This window comes from Microvirga flocculans ATCC BAA-817, from assembly GCF_000518665.1.
GTDB classification, from domain to species: domain Bacteria; phylum Pseudomonadota; class Alphaproteobacteria; order Rhizobiales; family Beijerinckiaceae; genus Microvirga; species Microvirga flocculans.
Window position 1 is genome coordinate 105,145 of record NZ_JAEA01000001.1, and the last position, 21,600, is coordinate 126,744.

Genomic DNA, 21,600 nt, shown 5'->3' on the forward strand with positions numbered 1-21,600 from the left:
TCAGTCTGATCGAATTTATATCACTCCCACAGATCAAGCATAGCTCCCATTCTGGCAACGCCAACGACAGGTGAGAGGAGTGACGATGACCAAGGTTCTGGTGCTGTACTATTCGTCATACGGCCACATCGAGGCCATGGCCGAGGCCGTTGCGGCGGGGGTCAAAGAGGCTGGGGCAGTGGCCATGATCAAGCGCGTTCCGGAACTCGTGCCGGAGTCCGTCATGGCGAAGGCCGGCTACAAACGCGATCAGTCGGCCGAGATCGCGACGGTTGCGGAACTTGCCGACTACGATGCGATCATCTTCGGCACGCCAACCCGGTTCGGGAACATGGCGTCTCAGATGAAGAACTTCCTCGACCAGTGCGGCGGGCTGTGGTTTGAGAACAGGCTCGTCGGCAAGGTCGGCAGCGTCTTTACCTCCACCGGCAGCCAGCACGGCGGGCAGGAGAGCACGATCCTGTCGACCCACATCGTCCTCATGCATCTGGGCATGGTGGTTGTGGGACTTCCTTACACGTTCCAGGGCCAGATGCGGATGGACGAGATCACTGGCGGCTCCCCTTATGGCGCGTCAACACTGGTCGATGACGGTCACGGCGGCGATCGTCGGCCGAGCGCAAACGAACTTGAAGGAGCCCGTTTCCAGGGGCGCCATGTTGCGCAGATTGCTCGTGCCCTGACTGCCGCCCGTCTGAGGGAAGCGGCGTGATGACCGCCATAGTGCATGTAGGACCATCCAGTGCGATGCCGTGGCCGATTGTAGCGACGGTGGTTGGTTCCGGGATCGTTGCGTCATTCCAGGTCGGCAAGGCGGCCATTGCCACACCGCTGCTTCAGACCGAATTGGGTCTTGATCTCGCGGCCGCTGGATGGCTCACGGCTGTCTTTGCTCTTCTCGGGGCAATCGGCGGCATCCCGGCTGGAGCAATAGCCGCCGCGGCAGGAGACCGCAGGATCCTAATCATTGGCCTGCTCGCGGTGTGTGTCGGATCTGCTGCCGGTGCGGAGGCCACCACGTTTTCCGTGCTTATAACATCGCGGGTTGTGGAGGGCCTCGGCTTCCTGCTGATCACGGTGGCCGGACCGGCGATACTTGAGCGCTCTCTGGCCGGCGGCCAGCGCGATCTTGCCTTCGCGTTCTGGAGTTGCTTCATGCCAGCCGGCATGGCCCTCGCCATGCTGGTCGGGCCACTCTTCGGCGGCTGGCGGTCCCTCTGGTGGGCGAGCACCGGGGCTGGGATTGCCACAGCCGTGGCGACGCTCCTCTTGGTGCCTAAAGCTACGGCTCGGGCCCCGCTTCTGTGGCGTGACGTCGGCATGAAGGCCTGTAGCATCGTGGGACTCAAAGGCCCGGTGCTGCTGGCAGGCTGCTTCGCACTCTATAGCCTCATGTTCTTTGCGCTCTTCAGCTTCCTGCCGGTCTTGCTGATGGACCGCGTGATGATCACGCATGCTGCGGCGGGAACGCTCGGCGCCCTTGTGGCGGGTGTGAACATCGTCGGGAACCTCATGGCAGGTTATCTTCTCACACGCGGCATCGGACGCCCGACCCTGATCACTGGAGCGGGCGTCGTCATGGGGGCATCTTCCCTGGGCATTTTCTTGCCTGTGTTTGGCCCTGTACCGACCCTCTTGCTCTGCGTCGTATTCTCGGCGGTCGGAGGGATAATCCCCGCGACTCTTCTGTCTACAGCGCCGCTCATCGCACCCGTCGGTTTGGTGCCAGTCGTCTTCGGATTGGCAATGCAGGGCAGCAACCTCGGCCAGATCATAGCTCCAGTCGCCGTAGGCGGTACGATCGAAGCCTATGGCTGGTCAGCAGCCGCAGCAACCGTGCTTGCAGCAGCCTCGCTCACGATCCTTGCCGCACAGGCCCTTAGACCCGAGTTCCGGCCCAATCACTAGCGGCAACGGGGATCACCCAGGCGTGAGCGACAAGAGCGGTATTCGGTAGCGATAACCACCAGACACACCTGAGCCCATCTGGGAGCATCCCGCTCCGTCCCTGGAGCGGGGGAACAGGAAGCCTGGCGTGGACGAAATGCCAGGACATCCTATAAGCTTCACACTAGCCTGCGGCTCCCACGCGATCCGGGGAAGGAAGGCGACGGTATCGTCAAGAGCCTCATCGTCCTGAACCTTCTAGCCTTCACCGCAACGGCCGCTGCCGCGAACCTATTTGGCAATCGCTCGGCTACTGAGTTGCTCGATGTCGCCACGTACGTAGGTCTTGGGATTGGAGCAGTAGGGACCCTGATGTTCGTAGGCTCGACGTCCGGCGCGAGCGGCTCCGCGGGGATGGCTGCAAGTGCAGCGGATCAGCCGAGCAGGATCATGGATGCCCTGTGGATGGACCGGAAGTCGGGGATCTCGATAGGAGCCGCATTCGTCTTGGGCGGGGTAAGCTGGCTCTTAATTGCTTGGGTCGCGGCCATGTTCCTTGGATTCGACTAAGCGCTTCTAATCTTCAAAACCGGGTACGGAGAAGATAATCTCCTTCAGCCACTTATATGATGGTTGGTGGCATTTGCTACCGAATGCCGGGTTTTTCCGCCCTGTTGTAGGAGAGTCTGTGCGAGGGACACGGGATGCTGCACCGCCTCGACGACAACTGGCGCAAGGGGACGAACACCTTTTCGCGTCGTGGCGAAATTCTGCTCGGCGCCTTTTCAGGCGATGCGCTCGTGGGAATCTGCGGTCGCAATATCGATCCCTACGGTCATGACGAGGCCGCCTGCCGCGTTCGCCATCTCTACGTCCAGACAGCTTGCAGACGCAGCGGCGTCGGCCGTCTTCTGGTCGAGACGATCGCAAGCGATGCAGCAGAATATTTTGACCGTCTCAACGCACGCGCCCCGCAGGGGGCACTCTGCTTCTACGAGCGCCTCGGATTCATGCGCATCGAAAACGATCCGCACGTGACCCATCGGCTGCCGCTTCACGAGGCCGTGACGCGGCCAACCTTGGCCTTGCCATCGCCATGATCGGACGGCACGAGAGAGCCTCCCTCACGAGAGTTCCTCCATGATCCTGTCCCGTCGCACTCTTCTCGCCGGTCTCGCCCTGTCCGGCGCCGGCGCTCCCGTCTTCGCGCAATCCGCGCCGGAGCCGCAGCTGGTTCCCATCGAGCTCGTCGAGGATACGCTCGCCCTGCCGTCACTCGTGAAGCTCGGCCACAAGCACGGCGACGTGATCATGATCGAGTATTTCGACTACAACTGCCCCTGGTGCAAACGCTCGGCGCAGGATCTTCCCGCGCTCCTGAAGGCGGAACCCGATCTCACCTACGCGCTGGTGAATTTCGCCGTGCTCGGCATTCCGTCGGTGACGGCGCACAAGGTCGCGCTCGCCTATCTCCAGCTGCACGGACCCGAGCGTTATCTCGACCTGCACCTCGCCCTCTTCCGGCTGTGCGGCGCGGTGGACGGGGAGCGGGCGCTCGCGGAGGCCGAGCGCCTCGGCGGCAACCGCAAGCGCCTGGAGGAGGCCGCCAACGGCGAAGGCACCACGCAATGGATGAAGGAGGCGTTCACCCTCGGCAATTCCTTGGGCTTTGTCGCCACCCCGTCCTTCCTGGCCGGCACGCAATCCTATGTGGGCGGCATGACCCTCGCCCAGAAGCGCCAGGCCATCGCGCAGGCGAGAGGCTAAAGCATCGGACCCAAAAGTGGACTTGCACTTTTGGGATAGGATCCGATGCTTTCTTCCTGAGTGAGAGCATCGTTCGTGAAAAAGCGGCACGGCAGAAAAGAGCTGTTTCCACTTGCGTAGAAACAGCAGCGAGCCCGTTACGGAAGCTGATTTCTTGACGGGGAACCAGCTTCCGTCTTCGTCATGCCGTGTTGCGCTTGAGGTCGAACTGACCGGTCTTGCGGAAACGCAGCAGATAGCCCGGCACGATGGCCTCGATGGTGGTGGGCGTGATCCCAAGGCCCTGGAGCGTGCGCCCCTCGCGGGCGGCCGCCTCGGAAACCACGTTGTCGCTCTCCAGCAGGATCGCCTGGTCGCGGGTGGTAACGAGCTCGTCCGGGATGAGGCCGAGGGTCAGCCAGTCGAGGCCGCCCAGGACGCTGCCCATGGCCCGGGCCGCCTTGGCCGGAAGCGGGACGATGGTGCGCTTGCGCTCGGTCACGGTGAAGACGAATTCCATCATCTGGCGCATGGTGCGGATTTCCGGCCCGCCGAGCTCGTATGTCCGGCCGGTGGGGACCTTGCCGTCCACCGCCGCCACGATGGCGGCCGCCACGTCGCCCGCATAGACCGGCTGGAAGCGCGTATCCGCTCCGGGCAGGGGCAGCACGGGCAGCATGCGCGCCAGGCTCGCGAAACGGTTGAAGGAGCTGTCGCCGGGGCCGAACATGAGAGACGGGCGCAGGATCACCGCATCCGGCCTCGCCTCGAGCAGGGCTGCTTCGCCCTCCGCCTTGGTGCGGGCATAGACCGATTCGGAATCCGCATTCGCGCCGATGGCCGAGACATGGGTGAAGGACACCGCCTTCGTAGCCAGCCGAGCGATCATGGCCGGAGCCTTCGCCTGGAGCGTGTCGAAACGCTGGCGGCCCGTCTCCTGCAGGATGCCGACGAGGTTGATCACATGGTCGGCGCGGGCCACCGCATGGGCCACGGAAGCCTCGCTGCGCAGGTTCGCATGGATCGGGGTTATCTGCCCCACCTTCCCGAGAGGGAGGTAGTTCGCCATGTTCGGCTGCCGGGTCGGCACGAGCACCCGGTAGCCGCGCTGGGCCAGGAGGCTCACCACATAGCGGCCGAGAAAGCCCGAACCGCCGAAGACGGTGACGATTTGCTGCTCAGGCGTGCGAAGGGCACCGATCATGAAACTCTCCTGCCCGGATAAGGACTTGGTCCAGAGCTTGGGTGTGAATTTTCGAATGTCTCTAGTCAAACGCCGCTCCCCTGTGAAGGGGCGCAGGGCCAAGAAAGCGCATCGGCCGCATTTTCGGTGATTGACGTGCCGCCCGAAGCACCGTAAACGAAGCCTCGCCGACAAGGCATGCCCAGGTGGCGGAATTGGTAGACGCGCTGGTTTCAGGTACCAGTGGTGAAAGCCGTGGAGGTTCGAGTCCTCTCCTGGGCACCATCCATTCTTAAAGGGCGTGCTTCCGCGGAAGCTTTTCAATCAATCAAAGGCTTGAGGGCACCCGAGTGATGCAAACGGGTGATCCGAATGGTCATGCCTTTGGCGCGCCTCTGAAAGCATTCCAAGACCGGAATTCATCGGCTCCGTGAACGGGCTCCTGGGCGCTTGCAGGCTGCCGGGACAATGCGAGCCGGCAGGCTTCCGGAAACCGGCATCGTCGATGATCCTGGAAGCCTTCATCCTTCGATCTCAGCATCCCTCGAGCAGGCCCCGATGGGAGCAGAATCTCCCTTGCCGCGCGGGAGGTCCCTTTATCCCGGCGTCAGCCGCGATACTGCTCGTCGGTCACGTGCTCCATCCAGTCGACCGGCGATCCGTTGAGCTTCTCCTGAATGGCGATATGGCTCATGGCCGTGGTCTGCGTGGCCCCGTGCCAGTGCTTCTCGCCCGGCTCGAACCAGACCACATCGCCGGGGCGGATCTCCTCGATGGGCCCACCCTCACGCTGCACCAGGCCGCAGCCGGCCGTCACGATCAGCGTCTGCCCGAGCGGATGGGTGTGCCATGCGGTCCGTGCCCCCGGCTCAAAGGTGACAAGGGCCCCGGCAACGCGGGCCGGTTCGGGCGCGCTGAACAGCGGATCGATTCGCACCGTCCCCGTGAAGTAAGCCGCCGGCCCTTTTTCAGACGGCTGCAAGCCGGCTCTCTTGATGTCCATGGTTTCAGTTCTCCTGCCGTTTCGCAGACGATAGAGGCTGTCGATGCAGCGACGAGGCGCAAGCATACGTCTTCCAGGCACGTCTGGCTAAACCCTCATGCCTCGTCTTCCCGGCATGTGCGGTGCCGTCACACCCGGAGCAGGGTCTTGATCGCGCGGCGTTCGTCCATCGCACGATAACCTTCGGCGACGTCCGCCCGGCGATGCGCGGGGGCTCAGGCGAGCATGGTGCCCATCCGCTGCGCCACGGCGCGGGCGGCGTTTTCGAGATCCTGGATGACCGGGCGCTGATCGTCGATGCGCCAGACCAGCGCGCTCTCGATGGGCGGCAGGTCGAGCTCCACGAAGGCGATGCCGGGATGCGTAAAGTAGTTCTGGGCGCGGGCCGAGAGCGTCATGACGCAATCGCCGGTGGCCACGGCCACAAGCCCTTCGCGCACCGTGGTGATTTCCGGCCCGGCGGCGATCCGGCGGCCCTCGGGCGTGGCCGTGGGGAAGTGATAGCTTGTCCATCCATCCGAGACATAGCCCGGCGGAAGCTGCACCATGCATTCGTGCCGAAGCTCCTCCGGGTCGACCAGCGCGCGTCCCTGAAGGCGATGACCCTCCGGCACGACGAGCAGGCGCGCATCGCGAAAGAGCGTCGCTCCCCGCGACAGCCCCGCATTCGGGAGGGGCAGGCGGACGATGGCGACATCGACCATGCCGTGCACCACGGCTGAGCCCTGGTTGAGGTAGTTGAGCTCGACGAAGCGCAGCCTGACATCCGGACGCCGGCGCTGGAACTCCGCGACGATTCCCGAGGTCAGCTCGTAGAACCCCCCGCCGAGATAGCCGATCGCGAGCTCCATCCCTCGCCCCTGCGCCCGGCGGCGGGCGTCGCTGAGGGCCGTCTTGAGCGCCATCACCGAGGGCTGGATGTCCTTGAGAAAGGCTTCGCCCAGAGGGGTGAGGCTCACCCGGCGGCTGGTCCGCTCCAGCAGCTTGCCCCCGAGTGCCTCCTCGAGGGCCTTCACCGCTTCCGAAACGACCGACTGGCGCACGCCGATGAAGTCCGCCGCCCGTCCGAAATGCAGCATCCGTGCGACGGCCACGAAGCATTCGAGTTTGCGCAGGTCCATTCCTGATCCATCGGAAAACGCGATTGATAGGCGCGTCTTTTAATATTGATCAATCGGCATACTGGGCAAAGATCGCCTCAAAGAGTCAATCGAATCTTGATCCCAGGGAGGCGGGGGCATGAACGTCGCGGAATGGTCCGTTGAGTTTCCATGTTACGATGCAACCATTCGCGGCACGTTCTATCGGCCCGAGGTGAAGGGCGAGGCGTCTCTGCCAGCCGTGGCCCTCGGCCACGGCTGGGGAATGACCGCCGGCGGGGACCTCGAAGATTATGCCCGTGCCATCGCCCGCCGGGGCATCGCCTGCCTGACCTTCGACTACCGGCGTCTCGGCAAGAGCGACGGCTTGCCCCGCCAAGAAATCGATCCGGCCTGGCAATTGGAGGATTACCGGGCGGCGATCACCTATCTCTGCTCGCGGCCCGAGGTGGATGCCGGGCGGATCGGCGTCTGGGGGACGAGCTATAGCGGCGGCCATGCGCTGGTCATCGCGGCGACGGATGCGCGCGTGCGCTGCGTGGTGAGCCAGGTGCCGACGATCAGCGGCTACCTGTCCGGGTTGCGCAAGACCCATCCCAACAACCTGAAGGCCCTGCACGATCTCTTCGCCGACGACCGGCTGGCCCGGCTGCGGGGCGAGCCGCCGCGCACCATGAAGGAGGTGGGCCTCGAAGGCGAGGCGGGCGTGGCCTATCCGGGCGCGGAATCCTACGATTACATGATGGGGCAGGCCGCCCGCTGCCCGGAATGGCGCAACGAGGTGACGGTCCGTTCCCTGGAAATGGCGCGCGCCTACGAGCCTGGACAGTGGATTTCCCGCATCGGGCCCAAGCCCATGCTGATGATCGTCGCCGCCGACGACCGCCAGACCCCCACCGATCTTCAGCTCCAGGCCTTCAATGAGGCTTCGGCCCCGAAGGAGTTGCTGCTCATCAAGGGCGGTCACTATACGGCCTACACCACGCATTTCGAACGGACCAGCACGGCGGCCGCCGACTGGTTCAGCAAACACCTGTGACCGAAAGCAGGTTGAAAGGCTCGCAAGCAGCCAAGCAGAGCCCAAGCTTCATGGGAGGAAACACATGACAAGCGCTCACATCCTATCGCCCGCCGTGGGGGCGAAGACGACGACCATGGACAAGCAGAAATCGCTGCGCTCCCTGCGCGCGGCGGCCGTCGGCAACATGCTCGAATGGTTCGACTGGACGCTCTACGGCACTTTCGCCGTCTATCTCGCGTCCAATTTCTTCGACAAGACCAATGCGACCTCCGCGCTTCTGTCCGTGCTCGCGGTCTTCGCGGTCGGCTTCGTCGCGCGGCCTATCGGCGGCATCGTCTTCGGTCGCTTCGGCGACCGGATCGGCCGCAAGAACACGCTCATCCTCACCATGTCGACCATGGCGCTCGCGAGCCTCATGATCGCACTCATTCCGAGCTATGAGAGCATCGGCATCTGGGCCTCCGTGCTGCTGCTGGTCGCCCGCCTGCTGCAGGGGCTGGCCCATGGCGGCGAATCGGGCGTGTCCTATGCCTATGTCGCCGAGATCTCGCCGCCTCAGCATCGCGGCCTGTGGGCGAGCTCGGTCTTCGTCAGCGTCACGCTCGGCGTCATGGCCGCGACCTTCCTCGGCATCGTGCTCACCTCGGCCTTCTCCAAGGAGGAGATGATGTCCTACGGCTGGCGCATCGGCTTCGCGGTGGGCGGCCTGCTCGGCATCGTCGCGTTCTACATGCGCCGCGCGGCTCATGAATCGCCGATCTACAGCAACAAATCCGCGAGCAAGGCCGAGGCGCGGCCGCTGACGGGCCAGGAGAAGCTGCAGATCCTGCTCAAGGTCGTCTTCTTCTCCGCATCGTCCAACGTCGCCTATTACACCTGGGTGACCTTTGCGCCGAGCATGGCGATCTCCGCTCACGGCATGGATGCGAACGGCGCCTTCATCGCCAGCCTGTGCGCGCAGATCATCACGCTGCTGCTGCTGCCGTTCTTCGGGCACCTGGCGGACCGGTTCGGCCGCAAGCCCATGGTCTTCCTCTATGGCCTCGGCATCATGGTGGCGCCGTTCCCGGTCAATGCCATCCTCGGCTCCGAGCCCTGGACCCTGTTCGTTTCGCAGGGACTGGGCCTCGCGGTCTGGGCGCTGATCGCCTCCATCTACCCGGCGCTGATCGCCGAGCAGATTCCCACGCAGCAGCGCGCCCTGGGCGTCGGCTTCCTGTCCTCGCTCTCCGTGGCGATCTTCGGCGGCACCGCGCCCTATCTGAACACCTGGCTCAACTCCATCGGCATGTCCTGGGTGTTCTCGGTCTACATCATGGTCCTCGGCCTCCTCGCCGTCATCGCCGCGATGATGATCCGGGAGACGAAAGGCGTGCCGCTGAGCGAGATCCGCGGCCAGTAAACGAGACTTGTAAACGAGACCTGCCGGCTGTCCGCCCGACAGCCGGCACCCTTCACAAAGTGATTTCAAGACAACGAACAGATTCATGGAACAGAAAAAAGTTGCCGTCATTACCGGCGCGAGCGGCGGAATCGGCTCGGCCATCTGCGAGCGTCTGAAAGCCGATGGTTTTACGATCGTCGCCATCGACCGCGTGAGCCCTGCGCAGCAGGATGCGGATTTCGATGGTGTGACGGTCGACATCGCGGACACGCAGGCCCTCGCCAAGGCCGCGGAGGATATCGTCGCCCGCCACGGCGCGATCGATGTCTGGGTCAACAACGCGGGTTTTCTGGAGCGCCGGGAAGCGCTCGACATCAGCGAGGCCGAGTGGAACCGGACGCTCGCGGTCAATCTGACGGCGACCTTCTTCGGCGCACAGTATGCGGCGCGCAGCATGCGCGCCAGCGGCCGCGGCGGAGCCATCGTCAACCTGTCGAGCTATGCCGGCCTCAAGGCGCGGCCCAACTGCGCCGCCTATGCCGCCGCCAAGGCGGCCGTCGCCCATCTCACGTCCTGCCTCGCCGTCGAGTGGGGCCAATACGGCATTCGCGTCAACGCCATCGCGCCTGGATACATCGAAACCGCCATGAGCGCGTGGATGCACCAGGATCCAGTGCAGCGGACGCAGCTGCTGGGGCGCACGCCGCTCGCGCGGCTCGGCGAGCCGATGGAGATCGCCGACGCGGTGAGCTTCCTGGTCGGCAAGGACAGCAGCTACATCACCGGCCATGTCCTGAGCGTCGACGGAGGCATAGTCCGCGCATGAGCGAGTCGTACTGGAACGGCAAGACGTTCATCGTCACCGGCGGCGCGCGGGGTCAGGGCGCGGCGGAGGTCAACCGGCTCCTGGCGCTCGGGGCGAATGCGGTCGTCGTCGATCCGCTGTCGCCGGACAGCGCCGACTGGGCCATCGACCGCGCGCCGGATTCCCGCCTGCGGCTCGTCGCAGGCGGCGTGCAGCTGGAGAGCACGTGGCGCGAGGTCCTGGAGGCCGTCGCCGCCATCGGCGCGCCGCTGGCGGGGCTCGTCAACAACGCCGGCATCACCTTGCGCAAGACCGTCACGCAAACCTCGCTGGAGGAATGGGAGCGCCTGCTGAGCGTCAACCTGACGGGAGCCTATCTCGGCATCCGCATGACGGCCCCGGTGATGATGGACGGCGGATCGATCGTGAACGTGTCGTCGACGGCCGGGCTGACGGGCTATTTCAGCGCCGCCTACACGGCCAGCAAATGGGGTCTTCGCGGACTCGCGAAGGCGGCGGCCATCGAGCTCGCTCCCCGGAAGATCAGGGTCAACACCGTCTGCCCCGGTCTCGTCGACACCCCGATGATCAACAGGCCGAACGGCGGCTACGGTCACGACCAGGCGCGGGCGTTCTTCGAGGGCAACCGGTCCCTGACGCCGCTCGCCCGCGGCGCCGATCCGGATGAAGTGGCCGGAGCGGTGATCTTCCTGCTCGGTCCCGACAGCCGCTTCGTCACGGCGACCGACCTGGCCGTCGACGGCGGCATGATCGGCGGCGGAATCTACAGCCATATCGGCCGCTCCGTCGGCACCGTGCAGGACGCTCTCTGACCGTATCCTCGGTGGCCCAGGACGGCCTTCACGCCACCGCCAGTCTCCAGGGGCTCGGCGGCAGCGGGGATGCGTTCAGGGTGACGCCGAAGACCTCCGCGAGGCGCGTGGGCGTCAGCACGGCGCCGGGCGTTCCCCGGCCGATGAGGCGCCCCCTTTCGAGCAGGACCAGATCGTCGGCGAGATCGGCCGAAAGCTGCAGGTCGTGCAGAACGGCGATGACGCAAAGGCCGTCGCGGGCAAGCGTCCGCGCCGTCTGCAGCAGGGCCAGCTGGTGCTTCAGGTCGAGGCTGGCGATGGGCTCGTCGAGGAACAGGATCTGCTGCGTCTCCAGCGTCCGTCCGGCCGTCAATTGCGCCAGTACGCGGGCGAAGTGAACCCGCTGCCGCTCCCCGCCCGAGAGCGTCTGGTAATTGCGCTGCGCAAGATGGGCCACGTCCGCCTGCTCCAGGGCTTCGTGCGCGAGGCGGCGACGGTCGCCGCGGGACAGGCCCCGGCCGATCCCCTGGGTGCCGAGGCTCGCCACCTCGAGGACCGTGAAGGGAAAGGTGAGGTCGGAGGCCTGCGGCATCACGGCCCGCCGGTGGGCGAGACGCCAGGCCGGAATCGCGTTCAGCGACTCCCCGTTCCATCGCACCGTGCCGCGCGAGGGATGAAGCTCGCCGGAGAGAAGGCGCAGGAGCGTGGACTTGCCCGCGCCGTTGGGGCCGATGATGACGGTGAAGGAGCCGCCCGCGAAGGCAAGATCGATTCCGTCGATCAGCATCCTGTCGCCGCTGCCGTAGGAGAGGCCCTCGGCCTGGAGGAGCGTGTTCACAGGGCCATTCCTCCCGGGCGGCGCAGCAGCAGCCAGAGGAAGAACGGCGCGCCGATGGCGGCGGTGAGAATGCCGATGGGCAGCTCCGCCGGTGCTGCGACGGTCCGCGCGACCGTGTCGGCGGCCACGAGCAGGGCCGCGCCGAGCAGGGCGGAGGCGGGCAGCAGCATCCGGTGATCCGCGCCCGCCAGGAGGCGCAGCACATGCGGCACCACGATTCCCACGAAGCCGATCATCCCGGCGGCGGCGACCGAGGCTCCCACGGCCACCGCCACGAACAGGATCGCGAGCGCCTTCACCCGCTGCACCGGCACGCCGAGATGATAGGCTTCCGCCTCGCCGAGGGAGAGCGCGTTCAGGCCGCGCGCCAGAAAAGGCGTGGCCAGGAGCATCGGCAGGATGAAGGGCGTCGCCGCCGTCACCTTGGTCCAGGTCGCGCCGCTGAGCGAGCCGAGGGACCAGAACGCGAGATCGCGCAATTGCCTGTCGTCGCTCAGATACGAGAAGAGGCCCATGATCGCGCCCGACAAAGCCCCGAAGGCGACGCCTGCGAGCAGCATGGTGGCGATCGACGTGCGGCCGCCGCGGGTCGCGACGAGATAGAGCGCGAGCGTCGTCAGGAGGCCGCCCGCGAAGGCGCCGACGGGCAGGGCGTGGAACGGCAGGGGGCCGATCAGCGGCGCGAGCAGCGCATCGCCGAGAACGATGGTCGCCGCGGCCGCGAGCGCCGCGCCCGCCGACACGCCGACGAGACCGGGATCGGCGAGCGGGTTGCGGAACAGGCCCTGCATCAGCGCACCCGAGGATGCGAGCGCCGCGCCGATGAGAAGACCGAGGAGCAGGCGCGGCAGGCGGACCTGGAGGACGATGAGGGCGTCCCCCTCCATCGCCGCCGTCCGTCCGGTAAGAGCATCCGCGACGATGCCGAAGACGCGCGCGGGCGCAAGGCCGGTGGCGCCGAGGCCGAGGGCTGCGAGGCTCGTCAGCAGAACCAGCGCGGCGAGCGCCGCCAGCAGAAGCGCCGTGCGCTCGCGCAGCGCGAAGCGCGGCCCGCCGTCATGCAGGGCAAGGGCGGTCATGGCTTCGCGTTGCCCGCCTGATCGGGATGCAGCGCCGCCATCAGCCTGCGCGCCGCCTCGGGCGTGCGCGGGCCGAAGCCCAGCAGATAGAGCGAATCCATGACGATGAGCCGCTTCTTCGCCGCTGCGGGGGTCGCGGCGAAGGCCGGGAAGGCGAAGGGGTCCGAGGCCGCGCCTCCGGGGCCGTGGCTCATCATGACGACGGCTTCCGGCGCCGCGGCGATCAGGCCCTCGTCCGACAGGGGTTTCCAGCCGGTCAGGGACGAGGCCACGTTGGCGGCCCCCGCGAGCGCCAGCATGGCGTCGGCGGTGGTGCCCTGCCCGCCGACGAGCGGGCGTCCGTTCTGCAGCGACAGCACGAAGAGCGCCCGCGCCGGGCGGGTCACCCGCGCCCGGGCGTCGGACAGCCGCGCGAAGCCCGCCTCGATCTCCTTCACGAGGGCGACCCCCGGCCCGGCCGCGCCGACGGCCTGCGCGATGATCTCGACCCGCTTCACGATTCCGCCCGGGCTCGGCTCGTCGGGCACGCGCACGACGGGAATACCGGCCTGTTCGATCAGCTTCAGGGCGTCGGGCGGGCCCGCGCCCTCGGAGGCGATCACGAGGGTCGGGTTGAGCGAGAGCACGCCTTCCGCGCCGAGGGAGCGGACATAGCCCACATTGGCCTTCGTCCCGAGAGCCTCCTCGGGAAAGAGGCTCGTGGAATCGACCCCCACGATCTCCTCCGCCTTTCCGAGGCGGTAGAGGATTTCGGTCACCGCTCCGCCGACGCTCACGATGCGGCGGGCCGGGTCGGCCCGAAGCTGCGAGGCGCAGAGGAGAAGCGGTGGAGCAAGAAGCAGCGCGCGGCGCGAGAGCATGGGCGGAGAAACCTTCTACTTGGTGAGGATGAGCTTGCCGTTCGCGGTCACGCGCAGGCGGTAGCGCTCGCCCCGATGGATCAGCACCACCTCGCGTCCCGTCCCGATCAGGCTCGCGACCTCGATTTCCTTGAGGGAGGGCGTCCTGTCGTCCTTCGAAGCGGGCGGCGGAGGCGGGGATTGCACGATCATCTCCAGTTTTTACTCGTTCTAAATTTGATGAAATCTAAACTGACTATGTATTCGCAGTTTAGAATGATGTAAAACTGCAATGTTCAAAGTCAGTATTGACGCAGTTACTTGATTTGGCTATCGGATGTAAACCCTTCTCAGGCGAGGAGGGCCGAAATAGCCAGCCAGCGCGAATCCGACTTCTGCGCCAGCCAGCCAGTCATCAAGAAAAACACGATCAAAGACTGGAATCGTCAGGATGATTACCTTCCTGCGCGAGGGGCTTCGCGCGTCCACATCACCCTTTGCTCTTCTCGTTCTCGCGCCTCTGATGGGCGCCTCTCTCGTCTCGGGTGCGCAGGCGCAGGGCGCTCCCGCTGTGCCGCCCCTGCCGAAGGAAGAGGTTGCGCTGGAGCTCGACACGATCACCGTGACCTCAGGCAAGACCGAGGACAAGGCGATCGACGATCTGGCCGGTTCGAGCGTCGTGACGCGCCGCCAGATCGACCTTCTGCAATCCTCCCGCGTCTCCGACGTTCTTCAGGGCGTACCCGGCGTCGCCGTTCAGGAGACGGGCACCGATCCCGGCCAGGCGGTCAACATCCGCGGCCTGCAGGATTTCGGCCGCGTGAACGTGCTCGTCGACGGAGCCCGGCAGGATTACCAGGTGAGCGGCCACGGTGCGAACGGCACCTTCTATCTCGATCCCGAACTGATCGGGCAGGTGGACGTGGTGCGCGGTCCGGTCTCCACGGTCTACGGCTCGGGCGCCATCGGCGGCGTGGCTTCCTTCCGCACCCGCACCATCGACGACATCCTCGCGCCCGACGAGCGATACGGCGCGGTGCAGAAGCTCGGGCTCGGCACCAACGGCGCGGGCGTCGTCACCAACAGCATGGTCGGCGCGCGCATCGGTACGGCGGCGGATGTGTTCGGCCAGTTCGTCTACCGCAACACCAACGATTATCGCGACGGCAACAACGACAAGATTCAGGATTCGGATTCCGAGCTGACATCCGGCCTGTTCAAGTTCAACGTCAGCCCGGCGGACGGCCATACCTTCAGCGGCTCCGCGCTGCTGCAGAACTACACCTTCACCAATAACGGCGACACGGGCACCGGAACCCGGTTCAGCAACGACGTCACCGCCAATACCTACACCCTCGGTTATCGCTTCAACCGGCCCGACAATCCCTGGCTCGATCTGAGCGTGAAGGGCTATTACACCACGACCGAGGACAACAAGCGGGTCGTGACGCCGAGCAGAACCTACGGCTCCCTCGGTGTGAAGCCAAGCGACCGCCTGGATTACAGCATGGAGACGCTAGGCTTCGACATCAGCAATACGTCGCGCTTCGATGCTGTCGGCCTGGGCCATGCGCTGACATTCGGAATCGACGGCGCCCGCGACCGGGGCGAAACCCTCGACCGCGCAGGCGGATACGGCTCGGCCTTCACGCCGTCGGGCGAGCGCAGCCTGTTCGGCGGATTCGTGCAGGACGAAGTTCGCATCACGCCCTGGCTGCGCGCCATCGGCGCGCTGCGCTTCGACAGCTACGAACTCGACGGTGGCGGCGTGCACGCCGACGGCTCGCGCGTGTCGCCCAAGCTCACCATCGGCGTGGAGCCGGTCAAGGGAATCGAGTTCTACGGCACCTATGCGGAAGGCTATCGCGCGCCGTCGATCACCGAGACCCTGATCCAGGGCTCGCACCCGTTCCCGATCTTCAACATCCTGCCGAACCCATCGCTCCGGCCCGAGGTCGCTCACAACCTCGAAGGTGGCGTCAACGTGCAGTACGACGACGTGCTGAAGGCGGGCGACAGGTTCCGCGCCAAGGTCTCCGTGTTCCAGAACAGGATCGACGACTACATCGATTCCGTCCCGGTGGGGCCGCGCTACAACGTGCCCGTCGTGCCGGGCATGCCTGTGAGCGCCTGCGCCTTCGCGCCCGAGATGTGCCTCATCGGCATTCAGGATCAGCAGTACCGGAACATCGCACGCGCCGAGCTGCAGGGAGCGGAGATCGAGGCAGCCTACGATTGGGGCGGCGGCTTCGTGACCGTCGCGGGCACCGTCATCGAAGGCAGGAACGACATCACGGGCGATCCGCTGAACTCGGTCGTGCCGAACCGGATCAGCACCACGCTGGGCTTGAGGCTGCTCGACGACAAGCTCACCGTGGGAACCCGCCTGACCCTCGTCGACGACAGCAAGAAGAACGTCGCCAATCCCACCGGAGGTTACGGCCTCGTCGATCTGTTCGCGTCCTATCGCTACGACGAGAACATCAGCGGCGACATCACCATCCAGAACCTCTTCGACCGGCAATACACCCAGTACCTGAACAGCGAGCCGAGCCCCGGCCTCACGGCGAAGTTCGGCCTGACGGTGAAGTTCGCCAGCCGCTGACGCCCTCTCACATATTCCATCGAAGGAGATCGTTTCCGATGTTCATTGCCATGAATCGGTTCAAGGTGCGCAAGGACGCCGCGCAGGAATTCGAGAATCTCTGGCTCACGCGGGAAAGCTACCTGCACGAGCTCGAAGGCTTCATCGAGTTCCACATGCTGCGCGGTCCCGAGCGCGAGGATCACGTGCTCTATTCCTCGCACACCCTCTGGACCTCGAAAGCGCATTTCGAGGCCTGGACCCGCTCCGATCAGTTCCGTGCATCGCACACCCGCGCGACCACCAGCACCAACAAGCCGCTGACTCTCGGCCATCCGGAATTCGAAGGCTTTGAGGTGATTCAGACCATCGGCCCGATGTCGAAGGCCGCGGAATAGGATTGCCGGCGATGACCGTGACCGATCTGATCCGGCAGGACCTCGCCGCCAAGCCGGACGGGGTTCTCGAATCGATTGCCGAGAGCCGCGGCGTGCCGCTGGAGGCGGTGCTCGCATGCCTCGAACCCGACGCCGCCCTGCGCGTCGCGGGCAGCCTCTACCAGGACATCTGGAGCGAGCTGACCGGCTGGGGCGAGATGACCTTCGTGGTGCACAGCCGGGACGGGGTGTTCGAGTGCAAGGGCAGCGTCCCGCCGGGAACAGAGGGGCGCGGCTATTTCAACATCCATGGGGACAGCCCCATCGGCGGCCACTTGAGGATGGATCGCTGCCGGTCCATCTACTTCATCGACCGCCCCTTCTTCGGCAAGCGCTCCTGCTCGGTGCAGTTCGTGAACGAGGAAGGCGGCGCGATGTTCAAGATCTTCGTGGGCCGCAATGAGGACCGTTCCCTCAAGGCGGACCAGGTCGCCCGGTTCGAGGCCCTGCGCGAGAAGCATCGCGCGGCGGCCTGACCGGCGCTGCAGGGAGCAAGGAAGCCCATGGCCAAGGAACCGATCCTGCCCGTCGACGACGAGGCCCGCGGGCTCGCGAAGAAGCTCATGCGCACGGCGCGCTCCGGCGCGCTCGCCACGAACGAGCCCGAGACCGGCACGCCGTTCGCGAGCCTCGTGCAGGTGGGCACGGATCTCGACGGGTCGCCTGTCATCCTGACCTCGCAGCTTTCAGTGCATACCCGCCTGCTGGAGGTCGATCCGCGCTGCTCCCTGCTTCTCTCCGCCATCGGCAAGGGCGATCCGCTGGCGCATCCGCGCCTGACCCTGCTGGCCAGGGCCCGGCGCCTCGAACGGGACAGCGATGCGGCGCCCCGGATCCGGCGCCGCTACCTGCTCCAGCATCCGAAAGCCGAGCTCTATGTGGACTTTCCCGATTTCGCCTTCTGGCGGCTGGAGGTCGAAGCGGGCAGCCTGAACGGCGGTTTCGGCCGGGCCTATCGCATGGAAAGGGCGGATCTTCTCGCCGATCTCTCCGGCTTCTTCGATTTCTACGATTTCGAGGCCGAGGCCGTCGCGCATATGAACGGCGACCACGCCGACGCGGTCGGGCTCTACGCCACGAAGCTCTGCGGCGCGCGCGAGGGCGCGTGGCGCCTGATCGGCATCGATCCGGAGGGCCTGCAGCTGGCCCTGGGCGACGAGATCCTGCGCCTGTCCTTCCCGCGGGCGCTGACCGGCCCGCACGAGGTGCGCCCCATGCTCATCCGGCTGGCGAACGAGGCCCGCAACCGGGCCGAATAGGGGCATTTCCATCGGGCGCTCGGAGCCGGCTCCGGAATAATCCTTGCCTTGGAAGGCGCGCGCCCGCATCAAGGGGCCGGAGCGTGCAACACCATCCGCGCGCTCCGCCGATCCGGATTCTCAAGCGTCACGATGCGACCAGCCTTTCTTCCGCCCCGCCTCCGTTCCATCCTCGCCGCCCTGGCCGATGCGGGCTCCAGCTTTGCCCGCAACGACGGCCTCGCGATGGCGAGCCACGTGGCGCTGTCGCTCGTGATCGCGCTCTTTCCCTTCCTGATCTGCGTCGCAGCGCTGGCGGCCTTTCTCGGGGCCGGGCGCATCTCCACGCATATCGTCCACCTGCTGTTCGATTTCTGGCCCGAAGGCGTGGCCGGGCCGCTGGCGCGGGAGGCCGACAAGGTTCTCATCCCGCGCCGGAACGTGCTCACGATCAGCGTCGTCCTGACCCTGCTCGTGGCCACCAACGGGGTCGAGAGCCTCCGGGTCGCCCTGTGCCGGGCCTATGGGGTCAGGCGGTTCCGGCCCTGGTGGCGGGCGCGGCTCATCGGCGTGGGCTTCATCCTGATCGGCGCGGGCGCTCTGGTCGCCTCGTCGGTGCTCGTGGTCCTGTGGCCCTCCCTCTGGCGCTCGGCGGTGTCCTCCATGCCCGATCTCAAGGCCCTGGGCCTGACCTATGACGCGGTGCGCTACGGGCTTGCCTCCCTCGTCCTGGTGGCGGGCCTTGCCGCGACGCATCTCTGGCTGCCGGACGTCCGGCCTCGCCCGCGCGACATGGTGCCGGGCATCGCGGCGACCCTGGTGCTCTGGCTTCTCGGCGCGAGCCTCTACGGCGAGCTTCTCGCAACCATGACGCATATGAAAGCCACCTATGCGGGCCTCGCAGGCATTCTGACGGCGCTGATCTTCCTGCAGATCTCGGCCGCGATCTTCATTCTCGGCGCCGAGATCAACGCGGCGCTGGGCAGGCGCAGAAGCGCGGCGGACGAGACGCAGCCCGCTTCCGCCGCGCCGATGGCTGCGGAGCCGGCCTCCATCCCCCAGCTTTAGCTGATCCCTTCCTCCTGCTTCCGCTCGCAATCCCGTTTCGGGACCTGCTGGGAAGGCTGCTGTTGCTGAGCGAGGACGGTACCGTCCTTTTGCGCCGTCGCCGTGAAGGACGGTGCGGCGATCGTCGTGAGCAAGGCGAGGGAGAGTGCGCGAAGCATGGCTGCTGTTCCCTTCTCGAGGCCGCCCGATGTTCTCATTCAAGAAGAAAGCATCGGATTCAATCCCAAAAGTGCAAGTCCACTTTTCTCGTCCGATGCTAGAGCATGGAATGCAAAAGTGGGAAGCGAGTTCGCGTGAAGAAACGGTTCCAGGCAGGCAGGAAACGGTGCCGGTACCGAAAACCTCGGCTAGGTGTGCATGAGCAGGGCGGCCTTCACGAGCCTGTCGGGTCCGAGATCGTCGTTCGCATCGAAGTTCAGCAGATCGGCGAGCCGGTTGCGGGCGCGGTTGATGCGGCTCTTGATGGTGCCGATATTGGTGCCGCAGATCCGCGCCGCTTCCTCGTAAGACAGGCCTTCCGCGCTGACGAGAAGGAGCGCCTCGCGCTGGTCGAAGGGAAGCTTGCCGAGGGCGCTCAGCATGTCGGTGAGGTCGAGCCGCGCGCCCTGGTCGGGCATGACGGCCATCTTCTCGGCCCAGGAGCCCTTCGGATCCTCGATCTCGCGCCTGCTCCTGCGGACCTGGGTCAGGAAGTCGTTGCGCAGGATCGTGAACAGCCAGGCCTGCATGCTGGTGCCGGGGTGGAACTTGTCGAGATTGCTCAGGCCTTTGAGCAAGGTGCCCTGCACCAGATCGTCCGCCCTGTCGAGACTGCCGGAGAGGGAAATGGCAAAAGCTCGCAGACGCGGGATCGCATCCAGCATCTGCTGCTTCAGGGAGCTTTCGACCGTCACCCTTTTCCATCCTTCCCGATTTCAAGCCAGCTACAAAACCTCTCCCTGGGTCCCGCCGCATTAACCTATGCGAAACTTGACGACACTCATGACGCGCAGGCTCGGCTCGGAACGGGTATCGGCTCCGCTGCTCCAGGCAGGACGCAGGAGCTTCCCGATCGTCGGCCGCAGCCCGCCTGCAGCCCGACCCTGCCCTCTTGAGATGGATCAAACCGCTTCCGCGCCGTCGGGACTAGAGTTTTGATCTCTCGGAAAGGCCGCGCGCGGCCGGTGCGCCGGATGGCCGAAAAGGGCCTAGTTTAGAATTATTACAAAGTTTTAAGTTGCACGCTCACGCTTCGAGGAACAGGATCTCTGCGGTCCAGGAGGTTTCCAATGACCCGCTACCCCCGCGTTCTCATCGTTCTGCATTGGCTGATGGCGCTTCTCATCCTCGCCGCCTGGTTCACCGGCGAAGGCGGACGGTCCGTTCGCGAGAATCCCCCTCTCCTTCACTTCCTTCTCGGCCTCGCCGTGCTGACGTTGGTTCTGCCGCGTCTCGTCCTGCGTCTCGCCCTCGGGGCTCCCGCCCCCACCGCGACGAGCCCGCTTCTGCGGCGGGCGGCCGGTCTCGGCCATGGGGTGCTCTACGCCTTCATGATCGGCCTGCCTCTCACCGGATGGTATGCAGCCTCCCGCATGGGCGTGCCGGTCAATGTGTTCGGATACACCCTTCCCAGCCTCACGGCGGCGGTCCAGGGCTCTCCCGGCCTGATCGCGGAGCTGCATGAAACCGGCGGCACGCTCATCCTGATCCTGGCCGGTCTCCACGCCGCGATCGCGGTCTGGCATCAGGTGGTTCTGCGCGACGGAACGCTCAGGCGCATGAGCCTTTCGGCCGGCTGACCGGCCCGTCCTCTCCGCCCGATCCTGAACCATCCTTGCCGGCCCAGCCTCACCGCTCGTGAGGCTGCGCCGATCCATCAGGATGAGGCGCATCATGCTCAAAAGTGCATTTCCCTTTCGGGGCCGATGCTCTAAGGCCTGTTGCGACAGATTATTGGACGTTCCATGACAGTACGCCTCCATCGCGGCGACCTGCCCGCGGATTACGAGCCCGGCTCCGCCATCGCCATCGACACCGAGACTTTGGGTCTTAACCCGCACCGGGACCGGCTCTGCGTCGTGCAGATCTCCACCGGGGACGGGTCCGCCGATGTGGTGCAGATCCTGAAGGACGGCCCCCTGCCGGAAAACCTGATCCGCGTTCTCTCCGACGAGAGCGTGCTCAAGATCTTCCATTACGCCCGCTTCGATCTCGCCGTCCTGTTCCATGCCTTCGGCGTCATGCCGCGCCCGGTCTACTGCACCAAGGTCGCCTCGCGGCTTGTGCGCACCTATACCGACCGTCACGGCCTCAAGGACCTCACGCGCGAGCAGCTCGGCGTCGAATTGTCGAAGCAGCAGCAATCCTCCGACTGGGGCGCGGACACGCTCACGCCGGCCCAGCTCGACTATGCCGCCTCCGACGTGCTCCACCTTCATGCCCTGAAGGAGAAACTCGATCGTCTGCTGGAGCGGGAGAACAGGCTCGGCATCGCCCACCAATGCTTCGCCTTCCTGCCGACCCGGGCGCAGCTCGATCTCCTCGGCTGGCCGGAAACGGACATTTTTGCCCATTCTTGACGCCTGCTTAAACTTTCC

At 65.6% G+C, this 21,600-nt stretch carries 24 protein-coding genes and 1 tRNA gene; 16 read left to right on the forward strand and 9 right to left on the reverse strand.

The genetic code is table 11. From position 1 onward, the window contains the following. Positions 1 to 85: 85 nt before the first annotated feature. The 4 genes from wrbA (at position 86) to L879_RS19885 (ending at position 3,654) form a co-directional block, all read left to right on the forward strand. Positions 86 to 712, forward strand: coding sequence for an NAD(P)H:quinone oxidoreductase (gene wrbA, locus L879_RS0100585; RefSeq protein ID WP_027314413.1), 627 nt, complete (start codon positions 86 to 88; stop codon positions 710 to 712). Beyond that, positions 712 to 1,908, forward strand: a complete 1,197-nt coding sequence (locus L879_RS19875; RefSeq protein ID WP_051434932.1) for an MFS transporter — start codon at positions 712 to 714, stop codon at positions 1,906 to 1,908. The genes wrbA and L879_RS19875 overlap by 1 nt, the downstream gene beginning before the upstream one ends. Positions 1,909 to 2,591: 683 nt before the next feature. Continuing rightward, complete coding sequence (locus tag L879_RS19880; protein ID WP_154664033.1) at positions 2,592 to 2,987, forward strand: GNAT family N-acetyltransferase; 396 nt, start codon at positions 2,592 to 2,594, stop codon at positions 2,985 to 2,987. 40 nt (positions 2,988 to 3,027) lie between these two features. Beyond that, positions 3,028 to 3,654 (forward strand): thioredoxin domain-containing protein, encoded by a 627-nt coding sequence (locus tag L879_RS19885; RefSeq protein ID WP_051434933.1) that lies wholly within the window; start codon positions 3,028 to 3,030, stop codon positions 3,652 to 3,654. 181 nt (positions 3,655 to 3,835) lie between these two features. Here L879_RS19885 and L879_RS19890 read toward each other — a convergent pair whose 3' ends face one another. Continuing rightward, a complete protein-coding gene (locus L879_RS19890; RefSeq protein ID WP_035458312.1) occupies positions 3,836 to 4,837 on the reverse strand; it encodes a complex I NDUFA9 subunit family protein in 1,002 nt (333 codons plus the stop codon). A 179-nt stretch (positions 4,838 to 5,016) separates the two neighbouring features. Here L879_RS19890 and L879_RS0100615 point away from each other — a divergent pair. Continuing rightward, a tRNA-Leu gene (locus L879_RS0100615) sits at positions 5,017 to 5,101 on the forward strand. Positions 5,102 to 5,423: 322 nt separating this feature from the next. Here the strand turns inward: L879_RS0100615 and L879_RS0100620 are convergent. Continuing rightward, complete coding sequence (locus L879_RS0100620; RefSeq protein ID WP_027314415.1) at positions 5,424 to 5,819, reverse strand: (R)-mandelonitrile lyase; 396 nt, start codon at positions 5,817 to 5,819, stop codon at positions 5,424 to 5,426. A gap of 215 nt (positions 5,820 to 6,034) precedes the next feature. After that, on the reverse strand, positions 6,035 to 6,940 hold the full coding sequence (locus tag L879_RS0100625; protein ID WP_027314416.1) for a LysR family transcriptional regulator: 906 nt from the start codon (positions 6,938 to 6,940) through the stop codon (positions 6,035 to 6,037). Positions 6,941 to 7,058: 118 nt separating this feature from the next. On the opposite strand from L879_RS0100625, the gene L879_RS0100630 reads away from it, so the two are divergent. The 4 genes from L879_RS0100630 to L879_RS0100645 all read left to right on the forward strand — a co-directional run bounded on the left by L879_RS0100630 (position 7,059) and on the right by L879_RS0100645 (position 10,962). Next, on the forward strand, positions 7,059 to 7,958 hold the full coding sequence (locus L879_RS0100630; protein WP_027314417.1) for an alpha/beta hydrolase: 900 nt from the start codon (positions 7,059 to 7,061) through the stop codon (positions 7,956 to 7,958). A 64-nt stretch (positions 7,959 to 8,022) separates the two neighbouring features. Further along, complete coding sequence (locus L879_RS0100635) at positions 8,023 to 9,342, forward strand: MFS transporter (protein WP_051434934.1); 1,320 nt, start codon at positions 8,023 to 8,025, stop codon at positions 9,340 to 9,342. 85 nt (positions 9,343 to 9,427) lie between these two features. After that, entirely contained in the window at positions 9,428 to 10,150 is a 723-nt protein-coding gene (locus tag L879_RS0100640; protein WP_027314419.1) for an SDR family NAD(P)-dependent oxidoreductase, read from the forward strand. Continuing rightward, a complete protein-coding gene (locus L879_RS0100645) occupies positions 10,147 to 10,962 on the forward strand; it encodes an SDR family NAD(P)-dependent oxidoreductase (protein ID WP_027314420.1) in 816 nt (271 codons plus the stop codon). The genes L879_RS0100640 and L879_RS0100645 overlap by 4 nt, the downstream gene beginning before the upstream one ends. Before the next feature lie 28 nt (positions 10,963 to 10,990). On the opposite strand, the gene L879_RS19895 is transcribed toward L879_RS0100645, so the two are convergent. From L879_RS19895 to hemP, 4 genes are read right to left on the reverse strand one after another with little or no spacing between them, the layout of a single operon-like run. Further along, positions 10,991 to 11,779, reverse strand: a complete 789-nt coding sequence (locus tag L879_RS19895; RefSeq protein WP_035458313.1) for a heme ABC transporter ATP-binding protein — start codon at positions 11,777 to 11,779, stop codon at positions 10,991 to 10,993. Further along, positions 11,776 to 12,858, reverse strand: a complete 1,083-nt coding sequence (locus L879_RS19900; protein WP_051434935.1) for a FecCD family ABC transporter permease — start codon at positions 12,856 to 12,858, stop codon at positions 11,776 to 11,778. The genes L879_RS19895 and L879_RS19900 overlap by 4 nt, the downstream gene beginning before the upstream one ends. Further along, complete coding sequence (locus L879_RS0100660; protein WP_027314421.1) at positions 12,855 to 13,718, reverse strand: heme/hemin ABC transporter substrate-binding protein; 864 nt, start codon at positions 13,716 to 13,718, stop codon at positions 12,855 to 12,857. The genes L879_RS19900 and L879_RS0100660 overlap by 4 nt, the downstream gene beginning before the upstream one ends. A 15-nt stretch (positions 13,719 to 13,733) precedes the next feature. Further along, positions 13,734 to 13,904 carry a hemin uptake protein HemP gene (hemP, locus tag L879_RS23040; protein WP_245265142.1) on the reverse strand — a complete coding sequence of 57 codons (171 nt, stop codon included), beginning with the start codon at positions 13,902 to 13,904 and terminating at the stop codon, positions 13,734 to 13,736. 244 nt (positions 13,905 to 14,148) lie between these two features. Here hemP and L879_RS0100675 point away from each other — a divergent pair, with 244 nt between their 5' ends. The 5 genes from L879_RS0100675 (at position 14,149) to L879_RS0100695 (ending at position 19,024) form a co-directional block, all read left to right on the forward strand. Next, positions 14,149 to 16,302: a TonB-dependent hemoglobin/transferrin/lactoferrin family receptor gene (locus L879_RS0100675; RefSeq protein WP_084020591.1), complete on the forward strand. Its 2,154-nt coding sequence runs from the start codon at positions 14,149 to 14,151 to the stop codon at positions 16,300 to 16,302. A 38-nt stretch (positions 16,303 to 16,340) separates the two neighbouring features. Continuing rightward, complete coding sequence (gene hmuQ, locus L879_RS0100680; protein ID WP_027314423.1) at positions 16,341 to 16,679, forward strand: heme-degrading protein HmuQ; 339 nt, start codon at positions 16,341 to 16,343, stop codon at positions 16,677 to 16,679. An 11-nt stretch (positions 16,680 to 16,690) separates the two neighbouring features. Continuing rightward, entirely contained in the window at positions 16,691 to 17,194 is a 504-nt protein-coding gene (hutX, locus tag L879_RS0100685; RefSeq protein ID WP_027314424.1) for a heme utilization cystosolic carrier protein HutX, read from the forward strand. 27 nt (positions 17,195 to 17,221) lie between these two features. Continuing rightward, on the forward strand, positions 17,222 to 17,977 hold the full coding sequence (locus L879_RS0100690; RefSeq protein WP_027314425.1) for a HugZ family pyridoxamine 5'-phosphate oxidase: 756 nt from the start codon (positions 17,222 to 17,224) through the stop codon (positions 17,975 to 17,977). Between the two features lie 132 nt (positions 17,978 to 18,109). Beyond that, positions 18,110 to 19,024: a YihY/virulence factor BrkB family protein gene (locus tag L879_RS0100695; RefSeq protein WP_027314426.1), complete on the forward strand. Its 915-nt coding sequence runs from the start codon at positions 18,110 to 18,112 to the stop codon at positions 19,022 to 19,024. Here the strand turns inward: L879_RS0100695 and L879_RS23435 are convergent. Both L879_RS23435 and L879_RS0100705 read right to left on the reverse strand, forming a co-directional pair. Further along, positions 19,021 to 19,182 carry a hypothetical protein gene (locus L879_RS23435; protein WP_154664034.1) on the reverse strand — a complete coding sequence of 54 codons (162 nt, stop codon included), beginning with the start codon at positions 19,180 to 19,182 and terminating at the stop codon, positions 19,021 to 19,023. The genes L879_RS0100695 and L879_RS23435 overlap by 4 nt on opposite strands. Before the next feature lie 189 nt (positions 19,183 to 19,371). After that, entirely contained in the window at positions 19,372 to 19,917 is a 546-nt protein-coding gene (locus L879_RS0100705) for a sigma-70 family RNA polymerase sigma factor (protein ID WP_027314427.1), read from the reverse strand. Between the two features lie 375 nt (positions 19,918 to 20,292). Here L879_RS0100705 and L879_RS0100710 point away from each other — a divergent pair, with 375 nt between their 5' ends. Both L879_RS0100710 and L879_RS0100715 read left to right on the forward strand, forming a co-directional pair. Beyond that, the gene (locus L879_RS0100710) at positions 20,293 to 20,802 is read left to right on the forward strand and encodes a cytochrome b (protein WP_027314428.1); all 510 of its coding nucleotides are present in this window, start codon (positions 20,293 to 20,295) and stop codon (positions 20,800 to 20,802) included. Between the two features lie 165 nt (positions 20,803 to 20,967). Then, a complete protein-coding gene (locus L879_RS0100715; protein WP_027314429.1) occupies positions 20,968 to 21,582 on the forward strand; it encodes a ribonuclease D in 615 nt (204 codons plus the stop codon). Positions 21,583 to 21,600 lie beyond the last annotated feature (18 nt).